Source organism: Microbacterium oleivorans NBRC 103075, from assembly GCF_001552475.1.
GTDB classification, from domain to species: domain Bacteria; phylum Actinomycetota; class Actinomycetes; order Actinomycetales; family Microbacteriaceae; genus Microbacterium; species Microbacterium oleivorans.
Genome location: NZ_BCRG01000005.1, coordinates 118,886 through 138,313 on the forward strand (window position 1 = coordinate 118,886; position 19,428 = coordinate 138,313).

A 19,428-nucleotide genomic window follows, 5' to 3' on the forward strand; every position below is an offset into this window, starting at 1 on the left:
GTGGGAAAGCCCTGGGGAGGGCATGTTCATCTGGGGAGACCCGGAGACCCTTATGCCTGCACCGTCCCGCACACTGCTCGGAATCCTCGTCGCCGCAGCCGCCGTCCTGGCCTGCCTGCCGCTCTCGGCCGGGACCCTGCCGGAGCCGTCACCGACCGTGTCGGTTGATCCGGCGGTCGCCGAACCGACGCCGACCCCGACCCCGACCCCGACAGCAGCCTCGCCGACTGCGGACCCCTCACCGACCCTCGCCCCGTCCGCGACGGCGGAGCCCACCCCGTCCGCGACGCTGGAGCCGACCCCGTCCGCGACGCCGGCGCCCAGCCCGGCCCCGACGCCCGTTCCCGAGGACGATCACGCGAACGACGGGCCGACCCTCCCGCTGACGCGCGAACTGCCGCCGGATTCCACGGTCCCGATCGCTCCGCTTCGCCTCGCCGTGCCGGCCTACGGGCCACAGCCGGTCTTCCGGCTTCCCTTCGCCCCCGGCATCCGGTGGGGGGCCAGCGGGTCCCATTCCGACAGCGACGGCATCAACCGAGGGGCGATCGATTTCTCCCCGCTCGCGTCGCGGGACCGGTCGGTCCGCACGGTCGCCGCGGGAACGGTCTACCGGGTGCGCTGCAGCACGGGATGGTTCCTCGGAGTCGACCACGGCGGCGGGTGGATGTCGGAGTACTACCACCTGACGAATGCGAAGTCCGCTCTCGTGGGGACCTGGGTGGAGGCGGGCACGACCATCGGGACGGCGGGCCAGACGCTGCCCTGCGGCGGCACACCGGGTGACAGCGCCCACGTGCACTTGTCCATCCTCAATGCCGCACTCGACGTGCCGAGCGGCAAGCGCAAGTACGTCGCCGTCAGCGGCATCCAGTTCGACAACTACACGCTGCGCGATTCCTCCGGCGCCTATAACGGCGTCTGGCGGAACCTCACCGGAGACGTCGTCCTGACGTCAAGGCGGGTGACGTGCTGCCTGACCGCGTCGTCGCGCGTCGGACCGACGGGAGGATCGACGCTCCCCGACACGGACGGCAACGGGATCGACGACGACGCGGACGCGACGGCGTGGGACACCGACCTCAACAGCAACGGCCTGCCCGACCTCGTGTCCTTCGGGGGCAACGGCGTGTACACCGCGTTCAACAACGGCCGCACCTTCACGTCGCGGCAGCTCGCCCTGAGCACCTTCGGCACATCGAAGGGGTGGCAGCGGTCGACGCATCCGCGGATGGTCCTCGACGTGACCGGCGACGGCCGCCCCGACGTCGTCGGATTCGGCGCCGCAGGCGTCTCCGTCGCGCCGGGCACGGGCGGCAGCACCTTCGGCTCGGCCCGCGCATGGGTCTCCGACTTCGGCAGCGATCAAGGCTGGCGCGTCGGAGTCCATCAGCGCGTCGTCGTCGATGTCACGGGCGACGGGAAGCCGGACATCGTCGGCTTCGGCGGCGCCGGCGTCTCGGTGGCGCGCAACACCGGCTCGTCGTTCGCGAAGCCGCAGATCTGGTCACGCCAGATGGGCTCGAGTGACGCTGCCGGCGGGTGGGTCGCCTCGCGGCATCCGCGGTTCGTCGTCGACGTCACCGGCGACGGCTTGCCGGATCTCGTGGGGTTCGGCGCGAAGGGCGTCTACGTCGCCCGCAACACCGGGAGCGGCTTCGCCCCCATGACGCTCGCGCTCGCCGAATTCGGCACGGGGCAGGGATGGAGCGTGGTCAACCACCCGCGACGGGTGATGGACATCGACGGCGACGGCAAGCCTGACATCGTGGCGTTCAGCGCTCGCGGGATCCTGGTGGCGCGCGGGACGGGGTCCGGCTTCGCCAAGCCCATGCTCTGGTCGTCCTCGTTCGGGACGGATGCGGCCTCCGGCTCGTGGCGCGGCGCCGTCCACTCCCGGACATTCGCCGACGTGAACGGCGACGGTCGACTCGACGTCGTCGGGTTCGGCGGTACGCGCACCTACGTCGCCCTCAATCGCGGCACATCGTTCGGGCCGTCCACGGTGTGGACGACGGACTTCGGCTCGCGTGAATGGACGCCGGGGTGGATGCCGCGGAGCGTCGTCGACGTCAACGGTGACGGCCGAGCGGACATCGTCGGCTTCGGCCGAGACGGGGTCCACGTCGCACTGAGCACCGGATCGCGCTTCGGGGCGGCGACCTACTGGTCGGACGGCTTCGGGTGGGACCGGTCAGCGGGCAGCTGGCGAGTCTGGAATCATCCGCGGGCCGTGGCCTTCTGACCCCGGCGCGTCAGCGCTCGACGGTGAGTTCCTGCAGGGCCGTGGCGTGGAGGAACGTGCGTGCGGGGGACGTCGCAGAGACGGTGAAGCCGTCCGCCGCCGCTGAGTCGATCTGGATGGTGTGAGCTTCTTCGTCGCACGGGATCTCCTGCTGCTTCGCGGCGATCCCGTCGGTGACTCCGGTGAGGGAGACGGTGACGGCGGCCGTCACGCCGCCGAAGCAGCGGACGTCGACCCGGGAGAGTTCCGTCGGCTGCGCGAAGTCGATCCGTACCTCGGAGCCCGGTTCATCCGGACCGATCTGCATCCCCGCCACGCCGATCGACCCCGGACCGTCGGACTCGGCGGCCACCACCGAGTCGTACCACGTCTGCGCAGCATCGATGTCGACGCTCGGACTGCTCGCGCACCCCGTGAGCAGGAGCGCCATCGAGGCGACGGCGAGCGGGGCGTGGGGGCTCTTCATCCCCACACGATAAGCGTGCCGGGTGACGCAGACGTGGGTGTCAGGAGATCGTGAGCAGTTGGTGACCCGCCGACACGGTCGTGCCCGCCTGCGCGTTGATCGCGCCGACGACGCCGTCCTTGTGCGCCTGGATCGGCTGCTCCATCTTCATCGCCTCGAGGACGACGACCAGGTCGCCCTTGACGACCTGCTGCCCCTCCGCCACGGCGATCTTCACGACAGTGGCCTGCATGGGGGATGCGACGGCATCGCCGCTCGCTCCCGACACGGCAGTCGACGCGTGCGAGCGCCGCGAGGGCGGCACCGCGACGGGCCGGCCGACGGCAGCGGGCGCAGCCGCGAGTCGGTCGGGAAGGCTGACCTCGAGGCGCTTGCCGCTGACCTCGACGACCACGGTGTGCCGGGCTTCGGCCTCCGCTGCGGGACCGGCCTCGCCGTCCCAGGCGGGGATGTCGTTGTCGAACTCGGTCTCGATCCAGCGCGTGAAGACACCGAAGGCGCCGCTCTCGGCGGTGAAGGCCGGATCGCGGACGACCTTGCGGTGGAACGGCAGCACCGTCGGCATCCCGGCCACCTCGAACTCGTCGAGAGCGCGGCGCGAGCGCTCGAGTGCCTCTTCGCGGGTGCGGCCTGTGACGATCAGCTTGCCGAGCAGCGAGTCGAACGCTCCCGACACGCTGTCGCCCGCGGTCACGCCGGAGTCGAGACGTACGCCCGGGCCGCCGAAGGTCTTGAAGACGTGGATGTCGCCGGGCGCGGGCAGGAAGCCGCGGCCCGGGTCCTCGCCGTTGATGCGGAATTCGATCGAGTGTCCGACCGGCTCGGGGTCGCTGTATTCGAGCGTTCCGCCCTCAGCGATGCGGAACTGCTCGCGGACGAGGTCGATACCGGTCACCTCTTCGGAGACCGGGTGCTCCACCTGCAGGCGGGTGTTCACCTCGAGGAACGAGATCGTGCCGTCGGCGCCGATCAGGAACTCACACGTACCCGCGCCGACGTAGCCGACCTCCTTGAGGATGGCCTTCGACGCCGAGTAGAGGATCTCGTTCTGCTCGGGGGAGAGGAACGGAGCGGGCGCCTCTTCGACGAGCTTCTGGTGACGGCGCTGCAGCGAGCAGTCGCGGGTCGAGACCACGACGACGTTGCCCTCGGCATCCGCCAGGCACTGCGTCTCGACGTGCCGGGGCTTGTCGAGGTACTTCTCGACGAAGCATTCGCCGCGACCGAACGCGGTGATGGCCTCGCGTGTGGCGGACTCGAACAGCTCCTCGATCTCGTCGAACTCGCGAGCGACCTTCAGACCGCGGCCGCCACCGCCGTACGCCGCCTTGATCGCGATGGGCATACCGAATTCGCGGGCGAAGGCGACAACCTCGTCCGCGCCGGCGACGGGGCCGGGCGTGCCGGGGGCGAGCGGCGCGCCCACCTTCTCGGCGACGTGCCGTGCAGTGACCTTGTCGCCGAGCGCCTCGATCGCTTCGGGTGCGGGCCCGATCCAGATGAGACCGGCACCGATCACTGCGCGAGCGAAGTCGGCGTTCTCGGCGAGGAAGCCGTAACCGGGGTGCACGGCGTCGGCACCGGACCGGCGGGCGACCGAGAGGATCTTCTCGATCGACAGGTACGTCTCGGCGCTCGTGGCGCCGCCCAGGGCGTACGCCTCGTCGGCGAGACGCGCGTGCATCGCGTCACGGTCCTGATCGGCGTAGACCGCCACCGAGGCCTTCCCCGAGTCGCGTGCGGCGCGGATGATGCGCACCGCGATCTCGCCACGATTGGCGATCAGCACTTTCGAGATTCCAGTGTTCACGCTCTCAGGCATGGCTTCGAGCCTACCCACGTGTCTGCCCGACTCTTTGGATCACTCGCACAAGATCACGCCGCATTCGTGTGGCGGAGTCCACTAAGGCGTTGTCGTCCCCGGCATGTTCCACAGTGACGTCCACTCCACGCCGAGCTCTCGCACCAGCCGCCGGAGCGTCGACAGCGACATCCCCACCACCGTGGACGGGTCGCCCTCGACGCGCTCGATGAACGCGCCGCCGAGGCTGTCGACCGTGAATGCGCCGGCCACCAGGAGTGGTTCCCCGGTCGCCACGTACGCGTCGATCTCGGCATCCGTCACATCGGCGGCGAACGACACGGATGCCTCGGCCACCGCGTGCGCTTCGATCGGAGAGGCACCGGCGCGGACGAGGAAGACGCTGTGGCCGGAGTGGAGGATGCCGGTGCGCCCGCGCATCGACTGCCACCGGGCACGGGCCGCCTCGGGCGTATAGGGCTTGCCGAGGATCTCCCCGTCGAGCTCGAACATCGAGTCGCCACCGATCACGATGCCCTCGAAACCCTCTGCCGCGAGAGTGTCGGCGACGTCGGCGGCTTTCCGCCGCGCGAGAAGAAGGACGTGTTCGTCGGGTGGGAGCGTGCGACCCTCGGCGGCTTCGGTCGCCGCGATGACCGCTTCCTCATCGACCTGCGGAGCCCGGGTGGTCGGTTCGATGCCGACCTGGCGCAGCAGCATGAGGCGAGCGGGGGAGGTGGAGGCGAGGCACACGCGCATACGACCACGGTAGCCGGGCGCCGGCGTCTCGATGGCGGTCCCCGAGGGCCGGTGTGACAGCATCGGAGAATGCAACCCGGAGACCTCATCGACCTCGATATCACGGCCGTCGCACACGGCGGCGTCTTCGTCGCCCGCCACGAGAACCGGGTCGTCTTCGTCACCGACGCGATCCCCGGCGAACGCGTGCGCGTCGCCCTCACCGACACGAAGAAGGCCTCGTTCTGGCGGGGCGACACGGTGGAGGTGCTGGATGCCTCGCCGCACCGCCGCCCCCACGTGTGGGCACCGGCTGATGTCCGTGTGGCTCCGGCCGATCGACCCGGCGGCGCGGACTTCGGCCATATCGCCCTGGATCACCAGCGCGAGCTGAAGGCAGACGTCCTCCGCGAGGCCCTCACACGTTTCGCCGGCTCCGACGCGCCCGTCACCATCGAGCCGCCGCTGTCGCAGGTGAAGGGTGACCGCGTTGTCGAGGAGTCGGCCGACGGGACGGGCTGGCGCACACGCGTCAGTCTCCACGTCGACGACGAGGGACGTATCGGACCCTTCGCCGCGCGCAGCCACCGCGTCATCCCCGTCGAGGAGCTGCCGCTGGCCACCCAGAGCATCAGCCGCGCCATGGCCCGGCGCCAGGGCGGCTCCGCGGGCCGACTCGACCTCGTGCAGCCCGCCGACGGGCGGGTCCGCGTCATCTCGCGGCCCGAGCACACCCGCACGCGCCGTCCGACACCCGTCGACCCCGCCGCGCGTGAGGTAGTCGTCGAGACCGTCGGTGACCGCGAGTTCCAGGTGGATGCCGGTGGCTTCTGGCAGGTGCACCGGTTGGCCGCGGGCACGCTCCACGACGCGGTTGCCGAGGCGGTGACCGATGCTGTCGACCCCGAGGGCTGGCACCTCGACCTCTACGGCGGCGTCGGTCTCCTGGCGGCATCCGTCGCGGGGGTCGGCGGTCGCTCGACGCGGATCACCTCCGTCGAGTCCGACTCCCGTGCCACCGAGCACGCCGGTGAGAACCTCGCTGCGTGGATCGGCGCGCGCGCCGAAACCGCCCGCGTCGACCGCTGGCTCGCGAACCTCGTCGAGACCGCGACCCCCGCGCAGCGCACCCGGCTCGCGCGAGGCACGGTCGTCCTCGACCCGCCGCGCGCCGGAGCGGGGAAGGACGTCGTCGAGCGGCTCGTCGACCTCTCGCCCGAACGGATCGTCTACGTCGCGTGCGACCCGGTCGCCCTGGCGCGCGATCTCGGCACCTTCGCCGCGCACGGCTACACGACGCCGTCGATCCGAGCCTTCGACCTGTTCCCGCACTCGCATCACGTCGAGGCGATCGCGGTCCTGACGCGCTGACGGATAGGGTGAGCGCATGATCCGCGTCGCCTTGATAGACGACCATGAATCCGTGCGCCTCGGCCTCGAAGCCGCCTGCAGCCGCGCGGAGCAGATGCGCGTCGTCTTCTCGGGGGAGAGCGTCGCCGCCTACCTCGACTGGCGGACCCTGACCAAGGAGAATCCCGCGGACGTCGTCGTCCTCGATCTGATGCTCGGAGACGGTGCGACCGTCACAGAGAACGTCACCCGGCTCGTGCACGACGGCTCGCCTGTCATCATCCACAGCGTGGCCGATCGCCCGGCCGCCGTCCGCGAAGCCCTCGTCGCCGGCGCGGCCGGCGTCGTGAGCAAGGCGTCGCGCATCGACGAGGTCATCTCCGCCGTCGGCACCGTGGCCAGGGGCGAGTCGCTCGACAACGTCGAGTGGGCGTCGGCCATCGACGGCGACCGGGCCTTCGCTGACGCGCAGCTGTCGTCGCGGGAACGCGACGTGCTGCGCCTGTACGCTGCCGGACTGCCGCTCAAGTCGGTCGCCGAGCGGCTCGGCGTCGCCTACTCGACGGCGAAGGAGAACATCACCCGCGTGCGGGTGAAGTACGTCGAGGTCGGTCGCCCCGCCCCGACGAAGGTGGACCTGCTCCGGCGTGCGATGGAGGACGGTCTGGTTGCAGAGGATCCCGGTGGCGCCTGAGGTCGCGCCAGCCGGGATGCTCACGATCCCGCCCGATTCGACCTTCTTCTCCCGCGAGCGCGTCGAGCGCATCCTCGCGTTCGTCATCGCGGTGGGATGCGCGGTGCTGGGGCTGCAGTCCTTCTTCCACGCCATCGGTTCGACGCAGGAGGAGCACACGTGGAACCTCGTTCTCACGTGCGCCGTGTTCGGGCCGCTCGTCCTCATGATCGCCGCCGGTATCGCGGGGCGCTTCTACCGCCCGCTCGCCGCCGTCTTCGCGATCCTGTTCCCGCTCGTGCTCATCGCCTGGCCGTTCGCGACCGCCGGCCGCCCGGCAGCCGAGTCCGCGGAGCCGTGGATCTGGTACCTGCTGAACGTCGCGACCGTCGCGACGGCGCTCGCCTTCCCCCTGATGCTGCAGTACGTGTGGTGCGCGCTCGTGCCGATCCTCTACGGCATCGTCCGCCTCATCCAGGTGGGCGCCGACATCGAGAACGTCATCCAGGTCTCCCGGCAGGTCGTCTACGCGATCATCCTCGCCGTGGTCATGACGATGATCGGCTGGATGCTGCGACTGCTCGCCGAGCGGCTCGACCGCACCCGTGAAGAAGCGGTGCGCTCGTACGCCGCGGCAGCCGCCGCGGACGCCGTCGAGCAGGAGCGGATCTCGGTCGCCGCGCTCATGCACGACAGCGTGCTGGCCGCCCTCATCGCCGCCGAGCGCGCCTCGACACCGCGGGAGCGCGACCTCGCCGTGGGTATGGCTCGCGACGCTCTGACCCGACTCGCCAACGCCGATCGCGACGCGGAGGAAGGACCCGACGAACCCGTCCAGCCCATGTTCCTCGTCGACGGTATCCGCGCTGCGGCGTCTGAACATGACGTCGACCTCGACGTCCGGATCGCGCTCGATCCCCGCGCTCACACCATTCCCGGCCGCGTCGCGCGTGCACTCGTGCTCGCCGCCGCGCAGGCCGTGGTGAACGCGATCGAGCACGCGGCTGCGGCGGGACTTCACGCCGAGGTCACCGCTGACGAACGTCGGGTCATCGTGCGGATCGTCGACACCGGCGAGGGATTCGACGTCCAGGGTGTGCCCGAGGACCGTCTCGGTATCAGCGGCTCGATCGTCGCCCGCGTGGCCGCTGTCGGCGGTCAGGCGCGCGTGCGCAGTTCGCGCCGGGGCACGGTCGTCGACTTGCGATGGGAGTACCCGCGATGAACGTGCGCGTCCAGACCGGTCTGTCGATCGTCGCGGTCGTCTTCACCGCCTACCTCGCCGTCGGCGGGCTCGTGTGGACAGCGCCGGTCCGACAGCCCGCCCTCTTCATCGCCGCCCTGTCTCTCTACCTGGTCACGACGTGGCTCTGCGTGTTCTGGGACTTCGCGCCGCGACCGGGGGGCGAAGACCGCCCTGAGACGGCTCCGGCGGGCTCGCTGCCCCGCGGTGGCTCACTGCCGCTGTGGCTCTGCGTGCTGGTCCTCGCGACGACGGTCATCGTGCCGCTCGCGACATGGGCATCGGTCGACGAGAGCACGAGACTCCAGACCTTCGCGACCTGGAGCCTTGGCGGCATCGGCGCCCTGCTGACGATTGTCACCGTCCGGCGTCGGCCGCTCTTCGCGTGGATCGGCGTCGCCCTCCTCGGGGTGTCGTCGTCGATCTGGATCGGCATCCTCAACTCGCTCGCGTTGGGACTCGTCGGTGCGGCCGTCTGGGTGATCGCGGCGCAACTGCTGACGGGTCTCGTCGACCGGGCGGCGGTCGACACAGCGGAGCTCACTGGCATCCAGCGTCGCTCGTTCGAGTGGCTGGCGAGCCAGGAGGGACGTCGCCGGGAGCGACGGGTCCGCGTGCAGCAGGCGCTCGCCGTCGCCGGACCCCTCCTCATCCGCACGATCGAATCCGACGGTGACCTCGAGGCGGAGGAACGCGAACGCGCCCGCCTCGCGGAGGGATCGCTGCGCGACGAGCTTCGCGGACCCCGACTGCTCGACGAAGCCGTGCGTGCCCGTCTGCAGGAGGCGCGCCTCCGCGGCAGCACGGTCACCGTCCTCGACGAGGGGGGATTGGATGCCGTCGGCCCCGCCGCGCTCGATCGCATTCGCGCCGATCTCGCCGACGCCTTGAAGGGCGCCTCCTCAGAGCGGATCTACATCCGTACGTCGCCGCACCCTCGGGTCGCGGTCACCGTCGTCGGTCGCTCGCGCCGTCGGGATGACCCGAACGGCGACGAGGTCGTGGATCTCTGGCACGAGATCGTGCACCCGCGCACCGGCGCCATCCGCTGAGTCGGAACAGTCGTCCGCGGAGCACTCACGCGAAAAAGAAGAGGCGAGGGGCGGCGAAGCCGCCCGCCCCTCGCCATGCAAGTGGTTACCCGAAAACCAGCTCGCACATGCCGATCCGCGCTCTGAGGGATACGGATCAGCAGAACGCAGAAGCGTTCCAGCAGGATTAGTCTGACTGATCGTCAAATCCATGTCTGTAGGTACTTTGGGGGACACGCAGCGAGACGCTGTTCAGCCTGCCCAGCGGCCCCAGGGAGCATCGCGGCGCAGATCACTGCGCACTCCACGCGCGGACACCCGCCAGGCCGACACGGCCGGCTCGTCGGCGACGGCTGTCTGCTGTTCGCGAGCGAGCGATTCGCTGACGACAGCGATCACCGCGGCGAGTTCCTCCGCGCTCGCGTCACCGCGCCGCACCTGCAGGGGTGCGGCGGTCGCGGCGTCGTCGGGCAGGCTCACAGCGGGATGTTCCCGTGCTTCTTGGCCGGCTGGCTCGCACGCTTGCCGCGGAGGGCGCGGAGCGCCTTCGCCACCGCGACGCGGGTCTGCGCCGGCTCGATGATGCCGTCGAGTTCGCCGCGCTCTGCCGCGAGGAAGGGGGAGGCCACGTTGTACGTGTACTCGTTCGCGAGGCGGGTGCGAACGGCGGCGACATCTTCGCCGGCTTCCTCCGCGCGCTTGATCTCGCCGCGGTAGAGGATGTTGACCGCACCCTGACCGCCCATGACAGCGATCTCGGCCGTCGGCCAGGCGAGGTTGATGTCGGCTCCGAGCTGCTTGGACCCCATGACGATGTACGCGCCGCCGTAAGCCTTCCGGAGGATCACGGTGACGAGTGGGACAGTCGCCTCGGCATACGCGTAGAGGAGCTTGGCGCCGCGTCGGATGACACCGGTCCACTCCTGGTCCGTGCCCGGCAGGTAGCCCGGCACGTCGACGAGAGTGAGGATCGGGATCGAGAAAGCGTCGCAGAAGCGCACGAACCGGCTGGCCTTCTCGCCGGCATCGATGTTCAGGGTGCCGGCCATCTGCGAGGGCTGGTTCGCGATGATGCCGACCGTCCGGCCCTCGATGCGTCCGAACCCGATCACGATGTTCGGCGCGAACAGCGGCTGGACCTCGAGGAAGTCTCCGGCGTCGACGATGTGCGAGATGACCTCGTGGATGTCGTACGGCTGGTTGGCCGAGTCGGGGATGACCGTGTTGAGCACACGGTCGGAGTCGGTCGTCTCGAACTCGAAGCCGGACTCGTACCCAGGGGCATCCGACATGTTGTTGTCGGGGAGGAAGCCGACGAGGGTGCGCGCGTAGTCGATCGCATCGTCCTCGTCCTCGGCGAGGTAGTGGGCGACACCCGACCGCGTGTTGTGCGTATGCGCGCCGCCGAGCTCCTCCATGCCGACGTCCTCGCCGGTGACCGTCTTGATGACGTCCGGGCCGGTGACGAACATCTGGCTGGTCTTGTCGACCATGATCACGAAGTCGGTCAGAGCGGGGGAGTACACGGCGCCGCCCGCAGCGGGGCCCATGATGAGCGAGATCTGCGGGATGACGCCCGAGGCTGCGGTGTTCAGCCGGAAGATCTCGCCGTATTTGCCGAGCGCGACGACACCCTCCTGGATGCGGGCGCCGCCCGAGTCGAGGATGCCGATGATCGGGATGCCGCTGCGCAGAGCCAGCTCCATGACCTTGATGATCTTCTCGCCGGCCACCTCGCCGAGCGATCCGCCGAAGGTCGTGAAGTCCTGCGAGTACACGGCGACAGTGCGGCCGTGGATCGTGCCGGTGCCGGTGACGACGGAGTCTCCGTACGGCCGGGATCGATCCATGCCGAACGCGGTGGTGCGGTGTCGGACGTACTCGTCGAGTTCGACGAACGAGCCAGGATCGACGAGCAGCTCGATCCGCTGTCGCGCAGTGAGCTTCCCCTTCGCGCCTTGCTTGGTCCGGGCGGTCTCCTCAGCGGAGACGACGGCTTCTTCATAGCGTGCACGCAGGTCGGCGATCTTGCCGGCGGTCGTGAACAGGTCGGGCTGATCGGTCACGCGTTCCACCCTAGCGAGCGCATCCACGGCGTCGTTGGATACCGGCGACAACGGCGGGGCGGATCCGCTGTGGCATCCCTCACGTCCGCGACTGTCAACCCGCGCGAGGGGATAGGCGGGCTGGCTTTAAGGTGGCGGCATGTCGATCCCCGAGAACGGTTATCCCCGAGCGGCTGCGGTCAGCCCCCGACTCCACATCGCCCCGAGCGTCGACTCGACCAACAAGAAACTCCTGAAGGATGCCTTCGACGATCCCGACGGGCATCCCCACCTCTCCGTCGTCGCGACCCGCGATCAGCGTGCCGGTCGCGGACGTCTCGACCGCACCTGGGTCACCCCGCCCGACTCTGCTCTTGCCGTTTCGGTCCTTCTCCGCGTCGAGGCTGTTCCCGTCGATGCCCGTGGCTGGATCCCGCTGCTGGCGGGTGCGGCGATGACCACCGCGGTCCAAGCCCAGCTGGACGATCGGGAGGTCGGCCTGAAGTGGCCCAACGATGTGCTCGTCGGGGGCCTGAAGATCTGCGGCATCCTGGCCGAGGTCATGCCCGGCGACCCGCACACGGTGGTCGTCGGGGCGGGAGTGAACACCCGGATGAGTGCCGCGGAGCTCCCCGTCCCGACGGCGACCTCCTTCGCCGCGCTCGCCCGGACCGCCGACGAGGATCGCCTCCTCGCCGACTACCTCACGGGGCTCCGCGACGCGATCGCCGCCCTCGCCGTCGGAGGGACGGGCGCGGAGGCCGTCAAGCAGTCCGTGCGGACCGCCTGCACCACGATCGGCGCCGACGTCTCGGTCTCGCTCCCGGATGGCGTCTCGCTCATCGGCTCGGCGCAGGGGATCGACGACGAGGGTCGACTCGTCGTCGAAGCCGCCGGGGTGACGCACACCGTCTCCGCGGGCGACGTCGTGCACGTCCGATGACACGCGGGCGCGCCGACGAGGGCCGACACGCCCGGCGCGTCATGATGGTGCCGTGAGCCAGCAGACCGCGTACCCGGGACGTCCCCGGACGCCCGCTCCGGGTGCCGCCGCACCGGAGCTCGTGATCGCGCGGTTGCATCGCCACGCGCGTCGCCTGCTCTGGCCCGCCCTCGTACTCATCGGGTCCGCGGGTGCGACGGGTTACCTCTCCGGCAACCTTCCCGATCCCTTCGAGGACTGGATGCTGTGGGCCGCCGCCGGTCTCGTCGTCATCGCCCTCGTGGTGTTCCCGTATCTCGCCTGGCTGTCGCACACCTACACGGTCACGACGCGTCGCGTCATCGAGCGTGGCGGACTGCTGAACCGGCGTCGCACGGACATCTCCCACGCCCGGGGCTACACGATCGCCGAGCGACGCGGTCCGCTGCAGCGGATGTGGGGGAGCGGCACGCTGACTCTGGCCAACGGGGTCGACGAGCCGCTGCGCCTCGTCGACATCCCGTCGGTCCGGCTCGTGCACGAGACCCTGTCGGATCAGGTCGAGGTCAGCCAGATCCTCGCCCACCGCGATTCGCACAGCATCCCGCTCGTCGGTTCCGGCGACTGACTGTCCCTGCGCTCCCGCGGGGATGCGCGAAGATGGTCTCATCGGGAGGAGCAGCATGGCACTGCAGGTCGGAATCGTCGGAGGCGGACAGCTCGCGCGCATGATGATCGCGCCCGCCGTGGAGTTGGGGATCGGCATCCGCGTCCTCGCCGAACAGTCCGGGATGTCCGCGCAGCTCGCGGCCTCCCAGGTCGGCGATTACCATGACCTCGACACCGTGCTCGCGTTCGCGAAGGACGTCGACGTCATCACCTTCGATCATGAGCACGTCCCGCAGGATGTCCTCCGCGGGCTCGTCGCCGCCGGAGTCGCCGTGCATCCCGGCCCGGATGCGCTCACGTTCGCGCAGGACAAGCTGCGGATGCGGGCGCGCCTGGCCGAACTCGGTCTCCCGCAGCCGGAGTGGGCAGCCGTCGCGGATGCCGCAGCCCTCGACGACTTCATCTCCGACCACGGTGGTCGCGCCGTCGTGAAGACCCCCCGGGGCGGATACGACGGCAGGGGCGTACGAGTCGTGTCGGCGGCGGCGGAAGCCGCGGAGTGGTTCGACGGGCTCGGCGAGGGCGAGGAGCTCCTGGCCGAGGAGCTCGTCGCGTTCGATCGCGAGCTCGCGCAGCAGATCGCGCGCCGTCCATCCGGGGACTTCGTCGTCTATCCCGTCGTCGAGACGGTCCAGCAGGACGGTGTATGCGCCGAGGCGATCGCCCCGGCCCCGCACTCCGCCGGGCGTCTCGCCGACGTCGCCGCCGAGATCGGGGAGGCCATCGCGACCGGCCTCGACGTGACCGGAATGCTCGCCGTCGAACTGTTCCAGACCGGCGACGGCCGCCTCCTCGTGAATGAACTGGCCATGCGCCCGCACAACAGCGGGCACTGGACTCAGGACGGCGCCATCACGAGCCAGTTCGAGCAGCACCTCCGTGCCGTGCTCGATCTGCCCCTCGGCGACACCGCGTTGCGTGCGCGGCACGCGGTGATGGTGAACATCCTCGGCGGACCTCGAGAGGGTGCGCTCGCCGATCGGATGCCCGATGCGCTCGCCGCGCACCCCGCCGCGAAGATCCACACGTACGGCAAGGATCCGCGCCCCGGTCGCAAGGTCGGGCACGTCAACGTCGCCGACGATGATCTCGACACCGCGGTCTACGAGGCCCGTGCCGCGGCGGCGTTCTTCCTCGATTGAGCCGTGCCGTTCCGGCGTTCTCCAGGATCGCCCGCCTAGCCTGATCTGGTGACCCGACCCCTGCACTCTTCCCCTGAGCCGCTCGTCGGCGTCGTCATGGGTTCCGACTCCGACTGGCGCGTGATGTCCGACGCCTCCCAGGTGCTGACGGACTTCGGCATCGCCCACGAGGTCGAGGTCGTCTCGGCTCATCGCACCCCCGACAAGCTGCTGCGCTACGGCCGGGAGGCCCGGGGACGCGGCATCCGCTCGATCATCGCGGGAGCCGGTGGCGCAGCTCACCTCCCCGGCATGCTCGCGTCCGTGACGACCCTGCCGGTCATCGGTGTGCCGGTGCAGCTCGCGACCCTGGACGGCCTGGATTCGCTGCTGAGTATCGTGCAGATGCCCGCCGGCATCCCCGTTGCGACCGTGTCGATCAATGGCGCGAAGAACGCGGGGCTGCTGGCGGTCCGCCTCCTCGGTGCGACCGATCCCGAGATCGGCGACCGTGTCGCGGCCTACGCCGCGGACCTCGAGTCCCAGGTCGAGGACAAGAACCGACGTCTGAAGGCGTCACTGTGATCCGGGCGGCCTCCGGAGGGAAGCGATGAGCGTCGCGAGCCTGCCTCGCGCGACGCAGGGGAGCGGCAGCACGCGCCCACTCGTCGAGGACCGGCCGCTCCGGCACCCAGACGTGTCCGACTCGAGGGGGATGTCGCGGCGGGCCTGGTGGCTCGTACTGTCGGGCTTCTTCCTTCCCGGGTCCGCCCAGATCGTCGCCGGCAATCGTCGGCTCGGTCGCGTCGGTGTTGTGGCAACGCTCGTCATGTGGGTGCTCTTGCTCGGCACCGTCCTCCTCGCACTCACGTGGCGCTCGATGCTCACCACCATCGTCGCGTCATGGTGGACGCTGACGATCACGCAGATCCTCCTCTGGGCCTACGCTGCGCTGTGGGTTCTCCTGATGGTGAACACCGTGACGCTCGCGCGCCTCCGCCACGTCCCGGGACGCACCCGCGCAGCGGTCGTGGTCGCCGCGCTCGTTCTCTCCCTGGTGCCCGCCTCGGGCGCCGCGTACGCCGCACAGTCGGTCATCGACCCGCTTCGCAGCGGACTGTCGATCTTCGCCTCCGGCCCCAGCGTCCCCCCCTCGAACGGGTACTACAACTTCCTCCTGCTCGGCGCCGACAGCGGGCAGGGGCGCGACTCCATGCGCTTCGACAGCATCTCCGTCGTGTCGGTCAACGCCGAATCCGGCGCCGTGACGATCTTCGGCATCCCGCGCGACCTGCGGCACGTGCCCTTCTCCAAGGGGCCCATGCAGGACCTCTACCCGGACGGATTCGAGGGGCACACGTCCGCGAGCTGCGGGTGGTCGTCGGGGATCAACCAGCTCACGAACGCCGTCGAGATCTGCCGAGATGATCGGGGGAGGAGTCTTTACCCGGATGCCGCGGCGAAGAACACCACTCCCGCCGTCGAGGCGACGAGAGATGCCGCCGAGGGGATCCTCGGAATCGACATCCCGTACCACGTGTTCATCGACATGCACGGGTTCGCGGACCTCGTCGACGCCCTCGGCGGGGTCGACATCACCGTGAAGGAGCGCCTTCCGGAGGGTCCCGGGCCGCGCTTCGAAGGCCAGCCTGCGCAAGAGTGGGCGACCGGGTGGATCGAGAAGGGCGCGCAGCACATGGACGGCACGACCGCGCAGTGGTACGCGCGTTCGCGCTACACGACGAGCGACTGGGACCGGATGCGGCGCCAGCGCGAGCTGCAGGCCGCGATCCTGGCGCAGGCGACGCCGTCGACCGTCCTCACCCGCTTCAGCGGCATCGTCTCGGCGGGGAAGAACCTCGTCCAGACGGACATCCCCGACTCGCTGCTGTCGGGTCTCGTCGACCTCGGCGTCAAGGCCAAGGGGCAGAAGGTCCAGACCCTCGAGCTGACGCCGAAGGGTGTCGGCATAGACCCCGACGACCCCACGTCCGAGGACTGGGAGCGGATTCGCGGCAAGGTGGACGCCCTGCTCCACCCGCCGACACCGACCCCGACTCCCGCGCCGTGATCGTTCAGGAGGGCGGCCGATGACTACGACTCTGCGGGTGGTGTTCGATCCGTCGGCTCCCGCCGTCGGACCCGATGTCGTCGGTGCGTCGCGGGAGCTTGCCGCGGCGCTCGTCGCGGCGGCGCCGAGTGGCTGCGACGTGAGATCGATCGTTCCGAGCGACGCCGGTGAGGAGACGCTCGCCGACGAGGGGGTGAGCGGTGTCGACCGCCTCCCTGTCGGGTCCGCCGCTGCGGCCGCGCTCTGGCGGCGTGGTCTCCGCGCGGGTGCCGGCGACGGCCTCATCCACTCCGCGACCCTGGCCGCCCCGCTCGTGAGGCACGACCGCGTCCACGACCACGACCAGACCGTCGTCACGCTCTGGGACATGCGCGCGTGGGACGCACCCGATGAACTGCCGCGGGCGGATGCCGCCTGGACCCGTGCCATGCTGCGGCGAGCCATCCGGCACGCCGACGCCGTGGTGGTCCCCACGCACGAACTCGCCCGTCGACTCGCTGAGGTGGCTCCGCTCGGCGATCGGATCAGGGTCATCGCGGGGGCGCCCTCGGGCTCCCTGCGAGTTCCGTCCGACGAGGTGGGACGCCGTCGCGGATTGAGCGTTCCCGAAGGGTATGTCCTCATGTCGGGCTCGATGGCTGCGTCGGACCGCCTGCGGAGCGGCTTCGAGGCGGTCGTGCGCTCGGGACGCGACACGGCGGTCGTCGTGATCGACAGCCCCGAGGGGGAGGAGCCGGCCGTCGCCGAACTCGCGGCCGCCGCAGGCCTTCCCGAACGCCGCCTGCACATCAGGGGGCGTCTCGACGCGTCCGACCGAGCGGCCGTGTTCGCGGGGGCGGTCACCTTCCTCGCGCCCTCCGACTCGAGCGCATTCCCGTGGCGGACGCTCGAAGCGCTGCGTTTGGGCGTCCCGATCGTCGCCGCTGAGAGTGCGACCCATCGTGAACTCCTCCTCGACGGCGCGGCGTTCGCGTCGGGTGACGGCGAGGCGCTCGGGGCGGAGCTCGCTGCCACGCTCGCGTCGACGGCGACCGTCGACCGGCTTGCCGTCCTCGCGGCCGATCGGGGCCGTGCGTTCACCTGGGTGGGCGCCGCCGAGCGGGTGTGGCAACTCCACGCGGAACTCTGATGTCCGGCTGAGAACGTCGCCACACCGGCGTGTCGCGAAGCCGATCTTCAGTCTCGACTGGTAACGCGCGTCGACTTCAGTAACACTGTTCACATGCGCCTCACATCTTCCGTGCCCCGACGGCTGTTCCGGAGCGCGGCGATGGTGGTGGCAACGCTCCTCGTCGTAAGCGGGCTCATGGCCGTGGCGCCTGCGCCGCAGGCGCGCGCCGCCGAGCTTCCCTCGACGATCACCGACGGCGGCTTCATCATCAGCGACGCCGAGTTCTTCAACGGCAACGCGATGACGCCAGCCCAGGCGCAGAAGTTCCTCGAGACGCGTGTGCCCACGTGCAAGGCCACGACAGGCCCTGACTGCCTCCGGAACTTCACCGCCGACCTCCCGGCCAAGGCGAAGGACTCCTACTGCAGCGCGATCGCGGCGAAGAAGAAGGTCCGCGCCTCCGAGATCATCGTCACCGTCGGCAAGGCCTGCGGCCTCAGCCCCAAGGTCATCCTCGTCATGCTTCAGAAGGAGCAGGGCCTCGTCACCTCGACGAAGCCGAGCGACTGGAGCTATCGCGCCTCGATGGGCATGAACTGCCCCGACACGGCGCCCTGCAGCGCGGCATCCGCCGGGTTCGTGAACCAGGTCTACCTCGGTGCACGTCAGCAGCAGGTCTATGCCGACAACCCGACGCGATACGGCTACCGCGCCGGCCAGGTGAATACGGTCAAGTGGCACCCCAACAGCGCGTGCGGCACGTCGAAGGTCTTCATCAAGAACCAGGCGACCGCGAACCTGTACATCTACACGCCGTACCGCCCGAACATCGCTGCTCTGGCCGCCGGGTACGCCACCGGTGATTCGTGCTCGAGCTACGGCAACAGGAATTTCTACAACTACTACGTGCAGTGGTTCGCGCCGCAGGTCTCCCCGAACGCGAGCGGCGCTCCCGCGCGTGTCGGCGAGTGCACCGTGCCCGTCAAGGCAGACGTCGTCGGTGCCTCGGGTACCGCGACCGTCACGGCAGCGACCACCGCCCGTAAGGCCCCGACAGCGTCGTGCACGTCGGGGACGAAGTCTCTCGCTAAAGACGCCGGAGTGAGCGTCAAGGGCACGTACGGCTCCTGGGTCCAGGTCACCAGCGGGTCGTCGACCCTCTGGGTCGCGAAGTCGGCTCTGCGGATGCCGGGTGCCGCCCCCGCGGCAGGTGCGGACGCGTGCAAGCTCCCCGCAGAATCGAGCGTCACGAAGGCGTCCGGGACAGCGGTCGTGACCACCGAGTCGCTGAACGCACGCAAGGCCCCGACCACGAGCTGCGACACCGGTAAGCGTTCCATCCTCAATGGGCAGACGTATGCGCGGACCGGCACCTACGGGGCATGGTGGCGACTCACCGTCTCGGGAGCGACCTACTGGGCGCACAGCGACTACCTCGCTGTGAAGGCAGCGCCCGCGACACCGGCTCCGAAGTCGATGTTCACGACGGATGTGGTGCATCTGCGTCCGCAGAAGTCGCAGACCGGGATCACGGCGACGGCGCGTAAGGGTGCGCAGGTGTCGGTGCTCGCCACGCAGGGCGGGTGGAGCCAGGTGAAGCTGGGTCAGGCGACCGGGTGGGTCGACGCGAAGCGGTTGGTCGCGACGAAACCGGCGGTTCCGAAGACGGTTGCGGCGACGACGACGCGTGCTGTCACCGTCCGCATCGGCATGGCGGACAGCACGAAGTCGGTCGTGTCGCTGGCGAAGGGTGCGAAGGTCACCATCGTCGACTCGTTCTCGGGGTGGCGTGCGGTGACGTCGGGTACGGCGACGGGGTGGGTGCCGGCGGCATCCCTCACCACCGCGACGCCGGCTCCGAAGTCGATGTTCACGACGGATGTGGTGCATCTGCGTCCGCAGAAGTCGCAGACCGGGATCACGGCGACGGCGCGTAAGGGTG

The 19,428-nt window shown here is 69.9% G+C and carries 17 protein-coding genes; 12 read left to right on the plus strand and 5 right to left on the minus strand.

The window, feature by feature from the left end:
* Positions 1-52 precede the first annotated feature (52 nt).
* Positions 53-2,245: an FG-GAP-like repeat-containing protein gene (locus tag MO1_RS07585; RefSeq protein WP_060915696.1), complete on the plus strand. Its 2,193-nt coding sequence runs from the start codon at positions 53-55 to the stop codon at positions 2,243-2,245.
* Positions 2,246-2,255: 10 nt separating this feature from the next.
* On the opposite strand, the gene MO1_RS07590 is transcribed toward MO1_RS07585, so the two are convergent.
* The 3 genes from MO1_RS07590 to MO1_RS07600 all read right to left on the minus strand — a co-directional run bounded on the left by MO1_RS07590 (position 2,256) and on the right by MO1_RS07600 (position 5,271).
* The gene (locus tag MO1_RS07590; protein ID WP_036312751.1) at positions 2,256-2,711 is read right to left on the minus strand and encodes a hypothetical protein; all 456 of its coding nucleotides are present in this window, start codon (positions 2,709-2,711) and stop codon (positions 2,256-2,258) included.
* A gap of 40 nt (positions 2,712-2,751) precedes the next feature.
* Positions 2,752-4,533 carry an acetyl/propionyl/methylcrotonyl-CoA carboxylase subunit alpha gene (locus MO1_RS07595; protein WP_036312748.1) on the minus strand — a complete coding sequence of 594 codons (1,782 nt, stop codon included), beginning with the start codon at positions 4,531-4,533 and terminating at the stop codon, positions 2,752-2,754.
* An 81-nt stretch (positions 4,534-4,614) separates the two neighbouring features.
* Positions 4,615-5,271: a Maf family protein gene (locus tag MO1_RS07600; RefSeq protein WP_060915697.1), complete on the minus strand. Its 657-nt coding sequence runs from the start codon at positions 5,269-5,271 to the stop codon at positions 4,615-4,617.
* 69 nt (positions 5,272-5,340) lie between these two features.
* Here MO1_RS07600 and MO1_RS07605 point away from each other — a divergent pair, with 69 nt between their 5' ends.
* From MO1_RS07605 to MO1_RS07620, 4 genes are read left to right on the plus strand one after another with little or no spacing between them, the layout of a single operon-like run.
* Entirely contained in the window at positions 5,341-6,621 is a 1,281-nt protein-coding gene (locus MO1_RS07605; RefSeq protein ID WP_060915698.1) for a class I SAM-dependent RNA methyltransferase, read from the plus strand.
* Positions 6,622-6,637: 16 nt separating this feature from the next.
* The gene (locus tag MO1_RS07610; protein ID WP_036312743.1) at positions 6,638-7,294 is read left to right on the plus strand and encodes a response regulator transcription factor; all 657 of its coding nucleotides are present in this window, start codon (positions 6,638-6,640) and stop codon (positions 7,292-7,294) included.
* On the plus strand, positions 7,284-8,498 hold the full coding sequence (locus MO1_RS07615; protein WP_060915699.1) for an ATP-binding protein: 1,215 nt from the start codon (positions 7,284-7,286) through the stop codon (positions 8,496-8,498). The genes MO1_RS07610 and MO1_RS07615 overlap by 11 nt, the downstream gene beginning before the upstream one ends.
* A complete protein-coding gene (locus tag MO1_RS07620; protein ID WP_036312738.1) occupies positions 8,495-9,568 on the plus strand; it encodes a DUF8320 family protein in 1,074 nt (357 codons plus the stop codon). The genes MO1_RS07615 and MO1_RS07620 overlap by 4 nt, the downstream gene beginning before the upstream one ends.
* 231 nt (positions 9,569-9,799) lie before the next feature.
* Here the strand turns inward: MO1_RS07620 and MO1_RS07625 are convergent, their stop codons facing one another.
* Positions 9,800-10,027, minus strand: coding sequence for an acyl-CoA carboxylase epsilon subunit (locus MO1_RS07625; RefSeq protein ID WP_036312735.1), 228 nt, complete (start codon positions 10,025-10,027; stop codon positions 9,800-9,802).
* On the minus strand, positions 10,024-11,613 hold the full coding sequence (locus MO1_RS07630) for an acyl-CoA carboxylase subunit beta (RefSeq protein WP_370670639.1): 1,590 nt from the start codon (positions 11,611-11,613) through the stop codon (positions 10,024-10,026). The genes MO1_RS07625 and MO1_RS07630 overlap by 4 nt, the downstream gene beginning before the upstream one ends.
* 139 nt (positions 11,614-11,752) lie before the next feature.
* On the opposite strand from MO1_RS07630, the gene MO1_RS07635 reads away from it, so the two are divergent.
* From MO1_RS07635 to MO1_RS07665, 7 genes are all read left to right on the plus strand, one after another.
* A complete protein-coding gene (locus tag MO1_RS07635; protein WP_036312730.1) occupies positions 11,753-12,535 on the plus strand; it encodes a biotin--[acetyl-CoA-carboxylase] ligase in 783 nt (260 codons plus the stop codon).
* 52 nt (positions 12,536-12,587) lie between these two features.
* Positions 12,588-13,142, plus strand: a complete 555-nt coding sequence (locus MO1_RS07640) for a PH domain-containing protein (RefSeq protein ID WP_060915700.1) — start codon at positions 12,588-12,590, stop codon at positions 13,140-13,142.
* 55 nt (positions 13,143-13,197) lie between these two features.
* A complete protein-coding gene (locus MO1_RS07645) occupies positions 13,198-14,325 on the plus strand; it encodes a 5-(carboxyamino)imidazole ribonucleotide synthase (RefSeq protein ID WP_060915701.1) in 1,128 nt (375 codons plus the stop codon).
* A 96-nt stretch (positions 14,326-14,421) separates the two neighbouring features.
* Positions 14,422-14,889: a 5-(carboxyamino)imidazole ribonucleotide mutase gene (gene purE / locus MO1_RS07650; RefSeq protein ID WP_036313250.1), complete on the plus strand. Its 468-nt coding sequence runs from the start codon at positions 14,422-14,424 to the stop codon at positions 14,887-14,889.
* Positions 14,890-14,914: 25 nt separating this feature from the next.
* The gene (locus MO1_RS07655; RefSeq protein ID WP_060915702.1) at positions 14,915-16,375 is read left to right on the plus strand and encodes an LCP family protein; all 1,461 of its coding nucleotides are present in this window, start codon (positions 14,915-14,917) and stop codon (positions 16,373-16,375) included.
* 19 nt (positions 16,376-16,394) lie between these two features.
* Positions 16,395-17,504: a glycosyltransferase gene (locus tag MO1_RS07660; RefSeq protein WP_036312720.1), complete on the plus strand. Its 1,110-nt coding sequence runs from the start codon at positions 16,395-16,397 to the stop codon at positions 17,502-17,504.
* 93 nt (positions 17,505-17,597) lie between these two features.
* Positions 17,598-19,428 (plus strand): SH3 domain-containing protein (locus tag MO1_RS07665; protein ID WP_370670640.1); only part of this gene is annotated, 1,831 nt, incomplete at its 3' end.

Bases quoted from the DNA above. Each gene is read 5' to 3' on its own strand.
- MO1_RS07605 (WP_060915698.1), top strand. From the start codon at position 5,341: ATGCAACCCGGAGACCTCATCGACCTCGATATCACGGCCGTCGCACAC.
- MO1_RS07645 (WP_060915701.1), top strand. From the start codon at position 13,198: ATGGCACTGCAGGTCGGAATCGTCGGAGGCGGACAGCTCGCGCGCATG.
- MO1_RS07600 (WP_060915697.1), bottom strand. From the start codon at position 5,271: ATGCGCGTGTGCCTCGCCTCCACCTCCCCCGCTCGCCTCATGCTGCTG.
- MO1_RS07595 (WP_036312748.1), bottom strand. From the start codon at position 4,533: ATGCCTGAGAGCGTGAACACTGGAATCTCGAAAGTGCTGATCGCCAAT.
- MO1_RS07585 (WP_060915696.1), top strand. From the start codon at position 53: ATGCCTGCACCGTCCCGCACACTGCTCGGAATCCTCGTCGCCGCAGCC.
- MO1_RS07660 (WP_036312720.1), top strand. From the start codon at position 16,395: ATGACTACGACTCTGCGGGTGGTGTTCGATCCGTCGGCTCCCGCCGTC.
- purE (WP_036313250.1), top strand. From the start codon at position 14,422: ATGGGTTCCGACTCCGACTGGCGCGTGATGTCCGACGCCTCCCAGGTG.
- MO1_RS07655 (WP_060915702.1), top strand. From the start codon at position 14,915: ATGAGCGTCGCGAGCCTGCCTCGCGCGACGCAGGGGAGCGGCAGCACG.
- MO1_RS07590 (WP_036312751.1), bottom strand. From the start codon at position 2,711: ATGAAGAGCCCCCACGCCCCGCTCGCCGTCGCCTCGATGGCGCTCCTG.
- MO1_RS07620 (WP_036312738.1), top strand. From the start codon at position 8,495: ATGAACGTGCGCGTCCAGACCGGTCTGTCGATCGTCGCGGTCGTCTTC.
- MO1_RS07635 (WP_036312730.1), top strand. From the start codon at position 11,753: ATGTCGATCCCCGAGAACGGTTATCCCCGAGCGGCTGCGGTCAGCCCC.
- MO1_RS07610 (WP_036312743.1), top strand. From the start codon at position 6,638: ATGATCCGCGTCGCCTTGATAGACGACCATGAATCCGTGCGCCTCGGC.